Genomic DNA, 15,590 nt, shown 5'->3' with positions numbered 1-15,590 from the left:
CCTGCGCCGGGACGGGGGCAGGAGATCGCACGGCGGTCGTGCCGTTCACGGGCGGAGGCCGCTCGCGGCGTCGGGGCGCAGGGTCGATGATCGGATCACGGGCCTGAAAAGGGCTCAACCTTGGCCGAAATGTTCAACTGCGGACATCCGGAAGGGGGACGAGTCCCCCTCCGAAAGGCCCGGTCGGCCGCGTCGGCTCGCCGATCACGCCGGTCCCCGGAGCGTTAGGCTGCGTCGGTGATGGACAGCTCCGTACCTCCCCACCCGTTCGAGCCGCGGCCCCGGCGCCGTGACCGTCATGGCCGCGGTATGCGCGGGCCGGTCGCGCCACCGCAGGTTCCGCTGTCGGCCAGCCGGGGCGAGACCTTCCGTGATCTGGTCCAGGACTCGGTGGAGCGGCTGGAGCGGCGCTGGCCCCAGCTGGCCGAGGTCGACTTCGTCGTCCTCGATGTGCCCGGCACTCCGGAGGAGGTCGTTCCGCTCGGCAGCTCGGTGTCCGCGGGCAAGGGACGGCCCGCGCAGATCGTCGTCTACCGGCGGCCCGTCGAGCTCCGCACCAAGAGCCGCGACGAGCGCGCCCTGCTCGTGCACGAGGTCGTCGTCGAGCAGGTCGCCGAGTTGCTGGGGCTGGCGCCCGAATCGGTCGACCCCCGGTACGGGCAGGACTAGGGTCTTCCGTCCGGATCAGGCCGGATCGGATCAGACCGGATCGGATCAGGCCGGACCTGCCGGACCCCACCCGGGAGCTGCCGGACCCCACCCGGATCCGCCGCCCCCCGCCGGACCCGTCGGCCCCCGCGAGCCCGGTGGGTCCGGACGAAAGGCCGGGCCCTCCCCGGTGCCCGGCTGCGGGACGCGCCCTCAGTCGTCCAGGACCGAGAGGTCCTGGACGGCCGACGGGACCGCGACCGTGCCCATGTCGTCGGGGAGCGTCTGCACGGTGAACATCTGGACGCCGCCCTCCGTGCGCGTCAGGGAACGCGACGCGTGGACCGGGCCGCCGGAGGTCGTCCCGACGGTCAGTGCGTAGGCGCCCTTGAGGCCGTCCGGGGCCTTCGGGGTGACGGCGAGGGTCGTGCCGGCCTTGACCGTGTACGTCTCCACGGTCGGTTCGCCGCCTTCGCTGCCCGCCGACGCGGTGACCTTCACCTTGGCCGTGGCGCCCGGCGCGGTCAGGGACAGCGTCGAGCCCTTGGCCCGGTTGTCCGGGACGCTCGCCCGTGCGCCGACCGGTCCGGTGGCCGGGATGTAGGCGACCTCCTGCTTGTCGCCCTTGCCGCGGACCACGCGCAGTGCGGCCACGATCGGGGTCGCCCGGTCCTTCTCGACGGGGCTCAGGCGCAGGGAGCCCGGCTCGCCGCGGGTGACGTCCTTGAGGTCGACGGCCGCCGTCATCGAGGACTTGATGTGCAGGGTGGCGTTCCCGGCCGGGGAGAACGCCGTGTTCTTCCCCATCAGTTGGACCTTCACGTCCGCGTCGTTCTCGCCGGGCGCGAACGCCACCAGTTGTACGGAGGTGGCGTCGGCCGGGATGCCGGGCAGTACGAGCGTGCCGGTGGGGTCCTCGGACGCGGTGATCCAGTCGCTGCCCGCGCTGTCGTCCGCACTCATGACGACCGCTCCGATCCGCCCCGAGCGCGTGGTGACATGGGCGGTCAACTGGTCGACGGCCTCGGCGGTGAGGGTGGACAGAAGAACGGCGACGCTGGAGCGGGCCGGCACGGTGATGCCGTCGCCGACCTCGGACTTGAGCGCGCCCTCGGGGCCGTACAGCTCGATGTCGGCGACGGCGGCCGCGTCCTCGGGGTTGGTGAGGTGGAGGTAGTCCTGGCGGGACTTGGCGGTGCTCGCGCCCGGGAACCAGAAGTCCGTGTCGGGCGCGGTGCAGGTGACCCCGAGGAGCCCGCGGGCGCCGCCCGCGGTGACCTCGGTGGTCTGCTGTGCGGCCCAGCCGGGGGCCAGCTTGCCGGTGGCCGTGCCGACGAGGGCCGGGGCGTCGGCGCCGTCCGCCTCGGCGACGACCGGCTTTCCGGGCTCCTTCACGGCGAGGACCGGCTTGTCGGCCTTCTCCTTCGCCTTCTTCGCCGCGTCCTCGGCCTTCTTGACCTTCTTCGGGTCGGTCTCGTCCTCGTCGTCCACGACCGGCAGGGCCGGCTTCAGCTCGGCGGTGCCCTTGGCGTCGCCGCCCTCGCCCGCCGGGGTGAACGAGGTGTACCGCGTCTCCGCGAGGTCGGAGCTGCTGGGCGCCGGGCAGACCAGGCTGGAGCGCTCGACCGGCAGCAGCGCGGCGGACTTCGCCGCGGTGTCCGCCGGGGCGCCGGGCGCGGTGACCGTGGCGAATCCGGTGATGGCGGCCAGGACGGCGGCGCCGGCGATCAGGGACAGGTGGGTGGACTTCACTCGGACTCGCCTCGCGATGCGTTACCGGTCTGCCACGGGGCCTGGCCCGGGGCCGGGGTGTCGGTGTGTTCGCCGTTCTCGGCGGAGTGCTGGTCGGGCCGGGGCTGCTGGGCGGGGTCGGTGTAGGGCTGCTGTTGGTACTGCCCACTGGCGTACTGGCCGTACTCGTCGTACGCGCCCTGGGCGTTGTACGCCTGGTCGCTGTACGTGCCCTGGCCGCCGTATGTGCCCTGCTCGGTGTACGTGCCCTGCTGTGTGTAGGGCTCCTGGGCGTCGTATCCCTGGTAGCCGGTGCCCTGTTGCTGTTGCTGTTGCTGTTGCTGTTGCTGTTGCTGTTGCTGGGCGTACGGGTCCGGCTGGTACGTCGCGTAGTAGTCGGCGCCCGGCTGCTGCTGGCCGTCCCACTGCGCGTACGCGTCGTGCTGCTGCTGCGGGACCGCCGCGTAGCCGCCGGTGGCTTCCTGCGGGTCGTGCGCCGGGGGATTCGCGGCGTACGGGTCGGCGGACTGCTGCGCGGGGATGTACTCCCCCGGGGCCGCCGTCGGGACCGGTGCCGGGGCCCCTGCCGGGTTCGCCGCCGGGTCAGCCGCCGGGTCCGCCGCTCGCGACGGATCGCGGTCGTCGAGGTAGGCGCCGTCCCCGGTCTCCTCGGCGGCGGCAGCCGCCTCGGCCTGGGCCGCGGCGCGCAGCCTGCGGGCGCGACGGCCCTCTCCGTCGACCGGCTCGGCGGCGACGGCGGGCGCCGTCTCCTCGGGCAGGTCGTCGTCGATCTCCCTGCGGCGGCCCGGCAACGCCATGACCACCAGGACCAGAAGGAGCCCGGCCTGCGCCCAGATCCACGCGGTGTGCGTGATCGGGGCGTCGTAGGTGAGGTCCAGACGGCCGCCGTCCGCGGGCAGTTCGAAGCCCTGGGCCCAGCCGTCGACCGTCCTGCGGGTCAGCGGCTTGCCGTCCAGGGTCGCCGTCCAGCCCGGGTCGGCGGCGTCCGCGATCCGCAGCACGCGGCCCGGCCCGCCGGACGGGATGTCGGAGTGGGCCTCGACCGCGGCCGAGCCGACCGGGAGGTGCTCGCCCTCGCCGGAAGCCGGGGTGATCATCACGCGGGCGACCTGACGGTCCACCCGCCACAGAGCGCTGCCGTCGAGCTGGCTGAGGCGGCTGAGGCCGGGCGTCGAGTCGAGGACCCGGCTCATCTGGCGCGGTGCTCCGTCCCGGACGAGGACGTAGCGGATCGCGAAGCCGCCGAGCTGGCCGCCCTGGTCGGCGCCGGACCCGGCGATGAGGTTGGCGACGACCTTGTCGAGGTGGCTGTTGCTGCCGCCCGCCTCGGTGAGTTCGCCGTCGCCGAGGCGCGCGCCCGAGCCGCGGACCAGGCTGTACGCCACGGAGTCGGGCGAGCTGCCGCCGAGGACGAGGGTGCGGGGCTGGTCGCGGGTGGTGCTCTCCTCCGCCACGAAGGCGGGCACCTGGACGGGGTCGCGCCGCTCCAGGGGCCCGTCGGCGCCGCCGATCATCCAGCTGAACGCGGCCAGGACCGGGGCCAGCCCGGCGGCCAGCGCGATCAGCACGGCGAGGGGCTGGCGCCAGCCGAAGCTCTGCTCGGCGACCCGGATGCGGGCCCCGTCCGCTCCCACCAGGGCGGCGGCGATCAGGGCGGTGCCGTAGACGAGGGTGGCGGGTCCGGCCCAGGTGGACCCGTTGGCGACGGCGGCGAAGAGGAAGCCGACGAGCGCGACCGCCCAGGCGGTGCGGACGGCGAACTGCCGCTCCTCGCGCAGCAGGGCGGCGAGCGCCGCCAGCACGATGCCGAGGAGCAGGATGCCGCCCGCCGCGCCGGGGCCGCCGGGGCTGATGCCGAGCAGGTCGAGGCCCGATGCCGTTCCCGTACCGATGTCCAGGCCCGCTTCGGTCAGGAGCGCGGACGGGTTCGTCAGGAGGGTGAGCGACCAGGGGGCGAGGACCAGGACCGGGGTGCCGACGGCGGCGACGAAGCGGAGTCCGTACGCCGTGATGTCGCCGCGCCGCAGCACGAGGACGCCGATGCCGAGGACCACGGCGAGCGGCCAGACGATCGGGGTGAACGCCATCATGACGGTCAGCAGCAGCGTGTACGCCCAGGTGGCGCGCCAGCTGCCGCGCTCCCCCGCCGCGCTGTCGGCGCCCAGCCCGTGGGCGGCGACGCCCGCGCGGGCGGTCAGCGGGAGCAGGACGAGGAGGACGGCGGTGCCGAGGCGGCCGGTGGCCAGGGCCCCGGTCGCGGCGGGCAGGAAGGCGTACGCGACGCTCGCCCAGGCCCGCAGCAGGCGGGAGGGGAGCAGCGGGCGGGAGGCGAAGTAGGCGGTGAGCCCGGCCAGCGGGATCGAGCAGACCAGCAGCACGCTGACGGCGAGGCCGGTCGAGCCGAGGAAGAGGGCCGACAGGGCGGCGAGCAGGGCGAGGTAGGGCGGTGCGGTCTGGGTGCCGCCGGTGCCGACGGTGTGCCAGGCGTCCGCGTAGCTCCCCCAGAGCGCGCCGATCTCGGCGGGGGCGGGCAGCAGCGCACCGCCCGCCAGTGCGCCGCCGCTGAGGAGGTTGCGGCAGGCGACGAGGGAGACGATCAGGAGCAGCGCGAAGAGGATGGGCCCCGGTTTGCGGCCGATGCGCTTGAGGCGGGCGAACTGGTCGACTTCGAGGAAGTCGGCGTCGTCGCCGCCCGGCCCGGATTCGACGGCACCGTGCCGTGAACCGCCCGCGTCGGCGTCGCTGCGGCCGCCGAAGTTGCCGGCGACCTGGTCGACGGTGGCCCGGACGGTCGCGCCCGGCGGCGGGAACAGTGCGCGCAGTTCGGCGGCGTCGACGGCGCCCTTGCCGCGGTCGCGGCGGGCGGCGAGGATCCGGCCGGGGCGCAGCAGGGTGCCGAGCAGGCCGGTGACCTCGTCGAGGGCCTGGCCGGGCACCTTGCCGACGAGGTAGGCGAGGGTTCGGAGCAGGGTGCCGACGACGAGCCGGAGCAGGACCCAGGGCAGGGCCTTGCCGCGGGCGTTGACGAGCATCGTGTAGACCGCGCCCGCCTTGTCGACGCGGTGCGGGCCGGCGACCGAGCGGCCGGCGCAGTCGATGGGCCGGCGTTCGCGGGCCGAGGCCTCGGCGTGCCGCAGGACGGCGTCCGGGGCGACGAGGACCCGGTGGCCCGCCAGGTGGGCGCGCCAGCACAGGTCCACGTCGTCGCGCATCAGGGGGAGCCTGCGGTCGAAGCCGCCGAGCTCCTCGTAGACGTCGCGGCGGATGAGCATGCCGGCGGAGGAGACGGACAGGACGGTGCGGACCTGGTCGTGCTGGCCCTGGTCCTGCTCGCGGCGGTCCAGGCCCGTCCAGCGGCGTCCGCTGTTGGCGATGGAGACGCCGACTTCGAGGAGCTGCTTGCGGTCGTACCAGCCGCGCAGTTTGGGTCCGACGATCGTGGCGTGCTTGTCGGTCTCGACGACGCGCAGCATCTCGGCGAGCGCGTCCGGCTCGGGTGCGCAGTCGTCGTGCAGCAGCCAGAGCCACTGGACCGGTTCGCCGTGCGGCAGTTCGGGGAGGTCGTAGTTCTCGTCGACCCAGGTCCGGCCGGCCGGGTCCCAGCCGCTGGGGCGCTTGAGGTAGGGCAGGTCGTCCGGGGTCAGGACTCCGGCCGTGCGGGCCGCCTCGTCGACGGCGGTGCCGAAGCTCGTACGGCGTGCGAGGTGCAGGACGCGTTCGTCACCGAGCGCTTCGGTGACCAGCCGGGCCGAATCGTCGGCGCTGCCGGTGTCGGCGGCGACGACGTTCTGTACGGGGCGTTCCTGCCCGAGCAGCCCGGCCAGCACGTCGGGCAGCCAGCGGGCGCCGTCGTGGGAGACGAGCACGGCGGTGACGACGTGCCGGGGGAACTCTGGGGCGGCGGCGGCCGCGTTCGGCGCCGCCGAGTGGCTGTGCACGGACATCGAGGTACGGGCCCTCCGGCCGGGTCCGGGGGCGTCCCCGGGGGCTGCATCGGTGTACACGCGCGCGCCGTCGGGGCGTTGGCGCGTCTCGGACGGGGCCCCACACTAACGGTACGGACAGGTGGCGAGGGTCCGAGCGGGTGAAGGTACCGGGCCCGGACATGCCGACGGCCCGCCTGCCGAGCCCCGGGGAAGGGGGCGGCAGGCGGGCCGTCGAGGGTGGGGAATCGGGTCCCGGGAGCCTGCCCGATGGGAGGGGGCGGGCTCGGCCGGAGGCGCGGGGGAGGGCGTGCGGGGAGGTAGGAGGTGTGGGGAGAGGGCGTGCGGGCCGCTCTGCGGTTCGCGCCCCGGGGGCTCTTGGTGGTGCGGGGTGCGGTGGCCGACGCCCCCGGTGGCGGGTGGTGGCGGTGCCGGTTGGTGGCGGGCGGTCAGATGGCGGCCTTCTTGAGGCGCCGTCGCTCCCGCTCGGAGAGCCCACCCCAGATGCCGAAGCGTTCGTCGTTGGAGAGGGCGTACTCAAGGCATTCCGAACGCACCTCACAGGCGAGGCAGACCTTCTTGGCCTCGCGGGTGGATCCGCCCTTTTCGGGAAAGAAGGACTCGGGATCGGTCTGGGCGCACAGTGCGCGCTCCTGCCAGCCGAGTTCCTCGTCCGCGTCCTCGACCAGCAGTTGCTGGAACAGCTCGGTCATGTGCGCCCCTCGTCTGTCTCTTGCGTCCCGTGATGCAGCCGTTTGCGGCTGAACGACACGAGTGAAATTACAAGTGTGTAGCTTCGGGCCAGTCAAGCGAGGATCTGCTATTGGCCCAGGGATTCACTCTGCGGAACCAAGCGTACGCAGAAAGTGTTCAAATCAGCAAAAACCTGACATATGCCACGGGCCCACAGCTCCACGCCCTCCCCGTGAGAGACGAGCGAGCCCACCCTTGTGTTGCGATTCGATCACCGAAGCGATCAAGATCACAGTCAGGTCACGGAGCGTCAGTCACGTTTGAAGGCGCGGATGATGCGCCACATGTCCCCGCCCAGGCATGCATAAACCTTTCTCCAAACCCGACAACCGGAAGGGGTGAAACATTGCCCCCATATCGGGCATTGGGTTGACAGTGGACGCCCCGAGCCGGTCTCCTTGGTTCCATGCCAGCGACCACAGCCACGCGCGTCACCCACATCCGTGGGTTCCGTAGCGCTGTCCAGGCCCGCTGTTGCTGTTCCAGCTGTCACAGCTGTTGATGCCGTAGCGCTCCAGCTCTGATCCAGCCTCTCCGGTCGAGCGTCTTTCTTCGTCTCCTCCCGCTCCTCCCCCGCACCTCGCACCTCCTGCGGCTCCTTCCGAGCCGCCGACGCTCACCGCGACTCCCCCGCACGTGCACCCCCCATGCCGAGGAACCACCGCAGCCATGAACAGCGACAGCGACCTCCAGATCGCCGGCGACATCCTCGAGGTCCAGCACCTCCTGCAGCCCGCCCGCGAGCACCCCTCCACCGTCTCCGAATTCGTCGGCCTCGCCCGCTCCATCGCGGCCGACCGCACGCGGTGGGCCGGAATCGTCCAGTACGACTCCGCCTCCCGCTGGTACCACCGCCTGCACCAGGGCCCCGGCTACGAGGTGTGGCTGCTCAGCTGGGTGCCCGGACAGGGCAGCGGGCGTCACGACCACGGCCTCTCCGCCGGCGTACTGACGGTCCTGGAGGGCGAGTTGACCGAGCGCACCGAGAGCGGGGCGCGGTCGCTCGGCGCGGGCGCGCAGCGCGCCTTCGCGCCGGGGTACGTCCACGAAGTGGTCAACGACTCACTCGAACCGGCGGTGAGTCTGCACATCTACTACCCGGGCCTGACCGAGATGCCGATGCACGCCACGCAAAGCGCCCCGACGGCCGTGGACGCCGTACCCGCCTGACAAACTGCTCCGCATGCGCATTGTTGTTCTGGCCGGTGGTATCGGCGGTGCCCGCTTCCTTCGCGGCCTCAAGCAGGCCGCGCCCGACGCGGACATCACGGTGATCGGCAACACGGGTGATGACATCCATCTGTTCGGGCTGAAGGTCTGCCCCGACCTCGACACCGTGATGTACACCCTCGGCGGTGGCATCAACGAGGAGCAGGGCTGGGGGCGGACCGACGAGACCTTCCAGGTCAAGGAGGAGCTCGCGGCGTACGGCGTGGGGCCCGGGTGGTTCGGGCTGGGCGACCGCGACTTCGCGACCCATATCGTCCGTACGCAGATGCTGGGCGCGGGCTATCCGCTGAGCGCGGTCACCGAGGCGCTCTGCGCCCGGTGGCAGCCGGGCGTGCGGCTGCTCCCCATGTCCGACGATCGGGTCGAGACGCATGTCGCCGTCGAGACGGACGGCGAGAGCAAGGCGATCCACTTCCAGGAGTACTGGGTGAAGCTGCGCGCCTCCGTCGAGGCGCAGGCGATCGTGCCGGTCGGCGCGGAGCAGGCCAAGCCGGCTCCGGGGGTTCTGGAGGCCATCGGTTCGGCCGATGTCATCGTCTTCCCGCCGTCGAATCCGGTGGTGTCCATCGGCACGATCCTCGCGGTGCCCGGGATCCGGGAGGCCATCGCCGAGGCCGGGGTGCCGGTCGTCGGCCTCTCCCCCATCGTCGGGGACGCGCCCGTGCGCGGGATGGCGGACAAGGTGCTCGCCGCGGTGGGCGTCGAGTCGACCGCCGCGGCGGTGGCCCAGCACTACGGTTCGGGGCTGCTGGACGGCTGGCTGGTGGACACGGTGGACGCGGGTGCGGTCGGTGAGGTCGAGGCGGCGGGGATCCGCTGCCGGGCGGTGCCGCTGATGATGACGGACGTGGACGCGACCGCCGAAATGGCCCGGCAGGCGCTGGATCTGGCCGAGGAGGTACGGGCGTGAGCGGTTCTCCTGGCGTCGGTGATCGTGGTCCTGGGGCTGGTGACGGTGGACCTGGGGCTGGTGACGGTGCACCCTCCTTTCGGGTCTGGGCGCTGGGCGGGATGCCCGAGGTGCGGGCCGGCGACGATCTCGCCAAACTGATCGCCGCGGCCGAGCCGGCGCTGGTCGACGGGGACATCCTGCTCGTCACCTCGAAGATCGTTTCCAAGGCCGAGGGCCGGATCGTCGAGGCCGCCGACCGCGAGGCCGCCATAGACGCCGAGACCGTGCGGGTCGTGGCCCGGCGCGGGCCGCTGCGGATCGTGGAGAACCGGCAGGGTCTGGTCATGGCCGCCGCCGGGGTCGACGCCTCGAACACGCCGGCCGGAACCGTCCTGCTGTTGCCCGAGGACTCCGACGCCTCCGCCCGGGCCATCCGGGACGGGCTGAGGGACGCCCTCGGCGTGGAGGTCGGCGTCGTCGTCACGGACACCTTCGGACGGCCCTGGCGCAACGGGCTGACCGACGTGGCGATCGGGGCGGCCGGGGTGCGGGTGCTGGACGATCTGCGCGGCGGGACGGACGCGTACGGCAATCCGCTCAGCGCCACCGTCGTGGCCACGGCGGACGAGCTGGCCGCGGCCGGGGACCTGGTCAAGGGCAAGACGGAGGGACTGCCCGTCGCCGTGGTGCGGGGGCTGCGGCACGTGGTGTCCCCCGGCGACGAACCCGGTGCCCGTGCGTTGGTGCGGAGCGCCGCCGACGACATGTTCCGCCTCGGGACGTCGGAGGCGGTCCGTGAAGCGGTGACGCTGCGGCGTACGGTGCGCGAGTTCACCGACGAGCCGGTGGATCCGGGGGCCGTGCGGCGGGCGGTGGCGGCGGCGGTGACCGCGCCCGCTCCTCATCACACGACGCCGTGGCGGTTCGTGCTGCTGGAGTCCGCCGCCTCGCGGACCCGGCTGCTCGACGCGATGCGGGACGCGTGGATCGAGGACCTGCGGCGCGACGGCAAGGACGAGGAGTCGATCGCCAAGCGGGTGCGGCGCGGGGATGTGCTGCGCGACGCGCCGTATCTGGCGGTGCCGTGCCTGGTGATGGACGGCTCGCACACGTACGGGGACGAGCGGCGCGACACCGCGGAGCGCGAGATGTTCGTGGTCGCGGCGGGCGCGGGCGTGCAGAACTTCCTGGTGGCGCTGGCGGGTGAGCGGCTGGGGTCGGCGTGGGTGTCCTCGACGATGTTCTGCCGGTCCGTGGTGCGGGAGGTGTTGTCGCTGCCGTCGTCCTGGGATCCGTTGGGGGCGGTGGCTGTGGGGCATGCGGCGGGGGCGCCTCGGGAGCGGGGCGTTCGGGATGTGGAGGCGTTTCTCACCGTGCGGTGATGTGGGGCGGGGTGGTGCGGGGGGCGCTGGGTGCCGCTGCGCGGGGCTTTCCCCTACCCGCCCCTTCCCGAAACCGGGGCTCCGCCCCGGGCCCCTCTTGTCCTCAAGCGCCGGACGGGCTGGATTCGGGGCTCCGCCCCGGGCCCCGCTCCTCAAACGCCGGAGGGGCTGGAAGCAGCGCCGGAGGGGCTGGAAGACGGAGACGGCTACAGGTGGGTGATGTTGCCCGGGGTCATCCTCGGGGCCCGGCGCTTCGGGGTGTTGCCCGAGAGCAGGATCAGGCGGGTCGCCCGGTGGCGCTGCCCCTCGTACGGGGTCAGCAGGGTCAGCATCTCCTCGTCGTCCGCGTCGCGGTTGTCCGCCAGGGCGTGGCCCACGATGCCGGGGAGATGCAGGTCGCCCACCGTGACCGCGTCCGGTGCGCCGTTCGAGCGCTGGAGAGTTTCGGCCGAGGTCCAGGGGCCGATGCCGGGGATCAGTTCCAGGCGGGTCCGGGCCTCGGGGAGGTTCATCGTCGCCGCCTCCTCCAGCCGGCGGGCCACCCGTACCGCGCGCAGGATCGTCGACGATCGCTTGGGGTCGACGTTCGCCCTGTGCCATTCCCAGGACGGGATCATCGCCCAGCCCCGCGGGTCCGGCATGACATGCAGGTCCAGGTCCGCGGTGGGGCCGGGAGCGGGGGTGCCGAAGCGGCGGACCAGGTGGCGCCAGGCGCGGTACGCCTCGTCCGTGGTGACCTTCTGCTCCAGGATCGAGGGGATCAGCGACTCCATGACCAGGCCCGTGCGGAGGAGTCGCAGGCCCGGGCGGCGGTGTCGGGTCAGGGCGAGCAGGCGGTGGCGGGGGACGAAGGCGTCCGGGTCGTCGTCCGCGCCCAGGAGGGCGGGGAGCCCCGCCAGCAGCCAGTCCGCGCCGGGGCCCCAGGCCGCCGCCGTGATCCGGTCCCCGCGCGCCGCGACGCGCAGGGTGCCGGGGCCCTCGGGCGTGCGGGTGGCCCGCCAGAACGTGCCGTCCGCGACCACCCGGAACGTGGGGTCCGCCGGACCCCGGCGCAGGGGGCCGAGGACGAGGCGGAGGTCCAGCGGGCCCGGCGGGGCCCACTCCCGGGTCAGCGGCGGTCCGTCGTGCGTGGGCGCAGCCGCCCGGCGCGCCGGGGCGGCAGCCTGGTGCGGCAGCGCCGCTCGCGCGGTGCGGGGGGTGAATCGTCCTGCCACGGGTGGCCTCGGTGTTCTGCGTGTTTCCTGGTGCGGGGGTGTCCTTCGAGGGTACGGGTACCGGGCCTACTGGTCCGAGGAGAAGCGGACCGAGGCGTCCGGCAGGACCGCGCCGCACCAGATCCTGATCCCGTCGCGCAGTTCGTTGTCCGCGCCCACCTGTGCCCCGTCGCCGATGACCGCGCCCGCCAGCACCGTACGGTCGCCGATCCTGGCGCCGGACCCGACCAGGGAGTCCGTGATGACCGCGCCCGCTTCGACGACCGCGCCGTCCAGGATCGTCGAGCCGTCTATTCTCGCTCCCGCGCCGATCACCGCGCCGGCGCCGACCACCGTGCCACCGGTGAGCTTGGCGTCCGCCGCCACGGAGGCGGTCGGCAGGACCAGGCGGTCGCCGCAGCGGCCGGGGACCGCCGGGGACGGGGCGCGGCCGAGGACGAGGTCGGCGGAGCCGCGGACGAAGGCGCCCGGGGTGCCGAGGTCCAGCCAGTACGTGGAGTCGACCATGCCCTGGAGGTGGGCGCCGGAGGCGAGCAGCCCGGGGAAGGTCTCGCGCTCGACGGAGACCGGGCGGCCCGCCGGGATGGAGTCGATGACCGAGCGCCGGAAGATGTACGCCCCGGCGTTGATCTGGTCGGTGACGATCTCTTCCGGCGTCTGCGGCTTCTCCAGGAAGGCGGTGACCCGGCCCGTCGCGTCGGTCGGCACGAGGCCGAAGGCGCGCGGGTCCTCGACCCGGGTCAGGTGGAGGGAGACATCCGCCCCGGAGACGGTGTGCGAGGTGACCAGGGCCCGGATGTCGAGCCCGGTCAGGATGTCGCCGTTGAAGATCAGGACCGGTTCGTCCGGCCCCGAGGACAGCTTCGGCGCGACGTTGCGGATGGCTCCGCCGGTGCCGAGCGGCTCCTGCTCGGTGACGTACTCGATGTGCAGGCCGAGCGAGGATCCGTCGCCGAAGTACGGCTCGAAGACCTCCGCCAGGTAGGACGTGGCGAGCACGATGTGCTCCACCCCGGCCGCCCTGGCCCGCGCCAGCTGGTGGGTGAGGAAGGGGACCCCCGCCGCCGGAACCATCGGCTTCGGGGTGTGCACCGTGAGCGGGCGCAGCCGGGTGCCTTTGCCACCGACCAGGAGAATCGCTTCTTTTGCCTCTGTCACAGCACCGTCTCTGCTTCCTGCTGGGGCCTGGCCCGGATGTGGCTGGCCAGTCTAAGCAGACCGGTCGGTAACTCCCCGGTCAGCGGCCCTGCAGTTTGGCGGAGCTGGTCCGGGCCTTGCCGAGCTTCTTGTAGAGACGCGCTCCGGGGCATTCGGTTGCGAAGCCGTCCCGATGACCCGAGATGACGTTCATTTTGACCTTCTTGCCCTTCTTGTACTTGCCGCTTCCGCCGGAGACGAGGGTCACCTTGCCCTTGGGGTTGGCTCCGAACAGGCCGAGCTTCCAGGCGGTGAGCTTGGAGACGGCGGTCACCGCGGCGGCGGGCGGGTTGGTGGAGGAGTACGTGCCGAGCACCGCGATCCCCATGGTGTTGGTGTTGAAGCCCAGGGTGTGGGCGCCCAGGACGGCCTTGGAGACGCCTCCGGCCCGGCCCTCGTAGATGTTTCCGCACTTGTCGACGGCGAAGTTGTAGCCGAAGTCGCGCCAGCCGCTGCTCTTGACGTGGTAGCGGTAGATGCTGCGGAGCACCGAAGGGGCCTGCTTGCAGGTGTAGTTGTTGCCGGTCGCGCTGTGGTGCACGAAGGCCGCCTTGACGGACTTGGTGTACGCGAAGTTGCGCTCGCGGAGCTTCTCGTCCGCGCCCCAGCCCTTGCGGGTGACGATCCTCGGGCGGGGGCCGATGTACGGCTTCGCCCCGGCCGCGACGATCGCCGCCTCCTCCGCCGTCTCCGCCTTGGTCAGCGCGGGGATGACGGCCGAGCTGGCGGCGGACTCGGCGGTGAGCACCTCCGGCACGACCCCCGTCGTCGTCGGCGGCACCGGGTTGCCGACGAACATCGCCTGCGTGACGGTCCGGCCGGCCGAGGCGTCGGGGGCGGTTTCGGGCGCGGGATCCTCGCCGGGGTCGACGAGTTCGAGGCGCAGCCCCTCGGGGAGCGGGGCGGCGGACCCGTGCTGCGGATCGGCGGCTTCCGGGCGTACGCGTACCTCCACGCCGTCCGAGTCGCCGACCCAGAGCGGGGCGGTCGCTCCGCGCACGGCGCCGGACGCCCGCTCGGCGCTGCCCAGGTCGGCGGCGTGCTCGGCGTTGTGGGTCTCGACGTCCTGCCAGTCCGACCAGCTCGTGCCGCCCCTCGCGCGGGTGCGGACCTGGACCGTGCCGTGGAGTTCGGCTTCGGCGTCGTCCCAGACGACGCCCACGAGGGAGAAGGGCCGGGCCGTCCGCCGGTCCAGCCCCTGGCCGGGAGCCGCCGGGCCCACGGACCGGTCGGACGGGGCGGCGAGGGGTTCCAGCGGCAGGGACTGCGTCGAGCCCGCGAGCGCGGCCGCACGGGTCGTGCCGGTGCGCGGCGGGGCGGCCTCGGGGGCCAGGGAGGCTTCGGGGACCCCGCGGACTTCGGGGGCGGCTTCGGTCCGGGCCGACGGCGGGCCGGATCCGGGCGACTCGGGGGACAGGGAAGGAGGCCGGGCCGAGGCGGAGTGCGCGGCCGGGGCGGACAGGGCGGGGGCGGCGAGCGGCAGGGTGAGGGCCGCTGCGCAGGTGACGCCGACTGAGGTGACCAATAGTGCACGCATACGCATGATCCTGGCCATACAGTCATGAGTCCGGCTACCCGGGCATCGGCCTCCACGTGACGCGCCGTCTGCCGAACCGGTGTACGTGACACCCGTTCAGCCCGCCCGGCACAGCGCCCCCGCGTACGCTTGCGCGGGTGAACTCCAGCGACCGCACCCCCGCCGACCTGCTGCGATCCGCGCTCGCCGCGGACCCGACCCGACCTCTGGTCACTTTCTACGACGACGCCACCGGAGAACGCGTCGAACTGTCGGTGGCCACCTTCGCCAATTGGGTGGCCAAGACCGCCAATCTGCTCCAGGGCGACCTCGCCGCGGAGCCGGGCGACCGGCTCGCCCTGCTGCTCCCCGCGCACTGGCAGTCCGCGGTCTGGCTGCTCGCCTGTTCCTCCGTCGGGGTCGTCGCCGAGGTCCAGGGCGACCCGGCCGCCGCCGACCTCGTCGTGACCGGCCCGGACACCCTGGAGCGGGCGCGGGCCTGCCGGGGCGAGCGCGTCGCCCTCGCACTGCGGCCGCTGGGCGGCCGGTTCCCGCAGACGCCCGAGGGGTTCATGGACTACGCGGTGGAGGTGCCGAGCCAGGGCGACCGCTTCGCGCCCTTCGCCCCGGTGGACCCGGACGCGCCCGCGCTGGTCGTCGGCGGGATCGAGCTCACGGGCGCGCGGCTCGTCGCCCGGGCCCGCGAGGACGCCGACGCCCTCGGACTCGTACCGGGGTCCCGGCTGCTCACCGGGCGTACGTACGACAGCTGGGAAGGGCTGAGCGCCGGGCTCTTCGCGCCACTGGCGGCCGGGGGTTCCGTCGTGCTCTGCCGCCACCTCGGGCAGCTCGGCGGAGACGGACTGGCCAAGCGGACCGAGAGCGAGCGGGTCACCAACACCGCGGTATGACAAGCGCTCTGAGGTGCACTCGTCCGGCCCACAGCGGGCCGAGTCCTCGGTAATCGGCTCCGGAGCGGGTAGATGATCGGGCGGTACAGACCACTCTCCTGGCCGTGCACAACCAAGCGTGAGTTTCAGCCGTCTACTCCTGCGACCGGCGGCCCCTCGCGCCGCCGAACGT

11 protein-coding genes are annotated in these 15,590 nt (G+C 73.2%); 5 read left to right on the top strand and 6 right to left on the bottom strand.

The window, feature by feature from the left end; translation table 11 throughout:
* Positions 1-240: 240 nt before the first annotated feature.
* Entirely contained in the window at positions 241-669 is a 429-nt protein-coding gene (locus ACIRJT_RS13565) for a metallopeptidase family protein (RefSeq protein WP_403908204.1), read from the top strand.
* A gap of 192 nt (positions 670-861) precedes the next feature.
* Here the strand turns inward: ACIRJT_RS13565 and ACIRJT_RS13560 are convergent, their stop codons facing one another.
* From ACIRJT_RS13560 to ACIRJT_RS13550, 3 genes are all read right to left on the bottom strand, one after another.
* Positions 862-2,400: a DUF5719 family protein gene (locus tag ACIRJT_RS13560; protein ID WP_403908202.1), complete on the bottom strand. Its 1,539-nt coding sequence runs from the start codon at positions 2,398-2,400 to the stop codon at positions 862-864.
* Positions 2,397-6,344 carry a glycosyltransferase gene (locus tag ACIRJT_RS13555; RefSeq protein ID WP_403908264.1) on the bottom strand — a complete coding sequence of 1,316 codons (3,948 nt, stop codon included), beginning with the start codon at positions 6,342-6,344 and terminating at the stop codon, positions 2,397-2,399. The genes ACIRJT_RS13560 and ACIRJT_RS13555 overlap by 4 nt, the downstream gene beginning before the upstream one ends.
* Before the next feature lie 428 nt (positions 6,345-6,772).
* Positions 6,773-7,036 (bottom strand): WhiB family transcriptional regulator, encoded by a 264-nt coding sequence (locus ACIRJT_RS13550; RefSeq protein ID WP_003968728.1) that lies wholly within the window; start codon positions 7,034-7,036, stop codon positions 6,773-6,775.
* Between the two features lie 709 nt (positions 7,037-7,745).
* On the opposite strand from ACIRJT_RS13550, the gene ACIRJT_RS13545 reads away from it, so the two are divergent.
* Genes ACIRJT_RS13545 through ACIRJT_RS13535 form a run of 3 tightly spaced genes read left to right on the top strand, consistent with a single transcriptional unit; the run spans position 7,746 to position 10,580 of the window.
* Complete coding sequence (locus ACIRJT_RS13545) at positions 7,746-8,246, top strand: cysteine dioxygenase (RefSeq protein ID WP_403908200.1); 501 nt, start codon at positions 7,746-7,748, stop codon at positions 8,244-8,246.
* Between the two features lie 13 nt (positions 8,247-8,259).
* Positions 8,260-9,216, top strand: a complete 957-nt coding sequence (gene cofD / locus ACIRJT_RS13540; RefSeq protein WP_371623800.1) for a 2-phospho-L-lactate transferase — start codon at positions 8,260-8,262, stop codon at positions 9,214-9,216.
* Positions 9,213-10,580 carry a coenzyme F420-0:L-glutamate ligase gene (locus ACIRJT_RS13535; protein ID WP_403908198.1) on the top strand — a complete coding sequence of 456 codons (1,368 nt, stop codon included), beginning with the start codon at positions 9,213-9,215 and terminating at the stop codon, positions 10,578-10,580. Before cofD ends, ACIRJT_RS13535 begins: the two co-directional genes overlap by 4 nt.
* 206 nt (positions 10,581-10,786) lie before the next feature.
* Here the strand turns inward: ACIRJT_RS13535 and ACIRJT_RS13530 are convergent, their stop codons facing one another.
* The 3 genes from ACIRJT_RS13530 to ACIRJT_RS13520 all read right to left on the bottom strand — a co-directional run bounded on the left by ACIRJT_RS13530 (position 10,787) and on the right by ACIRJT_RS13520 (position 14,528).
* Complete coding sequence (locus ACIRJT_RS13530) at positions 10,787-11,794, bottom strand: DNA-3-methyladenine glycosylase family protein (protein ID WP_403908196.1); 1,008 nt, start codon at positions 11,792-11,794, stop codon at positions 10,787-10,789.
* Positions 11,795-11,860: 66 nt separating this feature from the next.
* Positions 11,861-12,952: a sugar phosphate nucleotidyltransferase gene (locus ACIRJT_RS13525; protein ID WP_403908194.1), complete on the bottom strand. Its 1,092-nt coding sequence runs from the start codon at positions 12,950-12,952 to the stop codon at positions 11,861-11,863.
* Between the two features lie 79 nt (positions 12,953-13,031).
* Complete coding sequence (locus tag ACIRJT_RS13520) at positions 13,032-14,528, bottom strand: N-acetylmuramoyl-L-alanine amidase (protein WP_403908192.1); 1,497 nt, start codon at positions 14,526-14,528, stop codon at positions 13,032-13,034.
* Positions 14,529-14,665: 137 nt separating this feature from the next.
* Between ACIRJT_RS13520 and ACIRJT_RS13515 the strand changes: the two genes are divergently transcribed.
* A complete protein-coding gene (locus ACIRJT_RS13515; protein WP_403908190.1) occupies positions 14,666-15,418 on the top strand; it encodes a TIGR03089 family protein in 753 nt (250 codons plus the stop codon).
* Positions 15,419-15,590 lie beyond the last annotated feature (172 nt).

Origin of the sequence: Streptomyces sp. NPDC102283 (assembly GCF_044766265.1) — a bacterium.
Lineage (GTDB): Bacteria > Actinomycetota > Actinomycetes > Streptomycetales > Streptomycetaceae > Streptomyces.
This window is presented reverse-complemented; position numbering and strand designations above follow the sequence as displayed.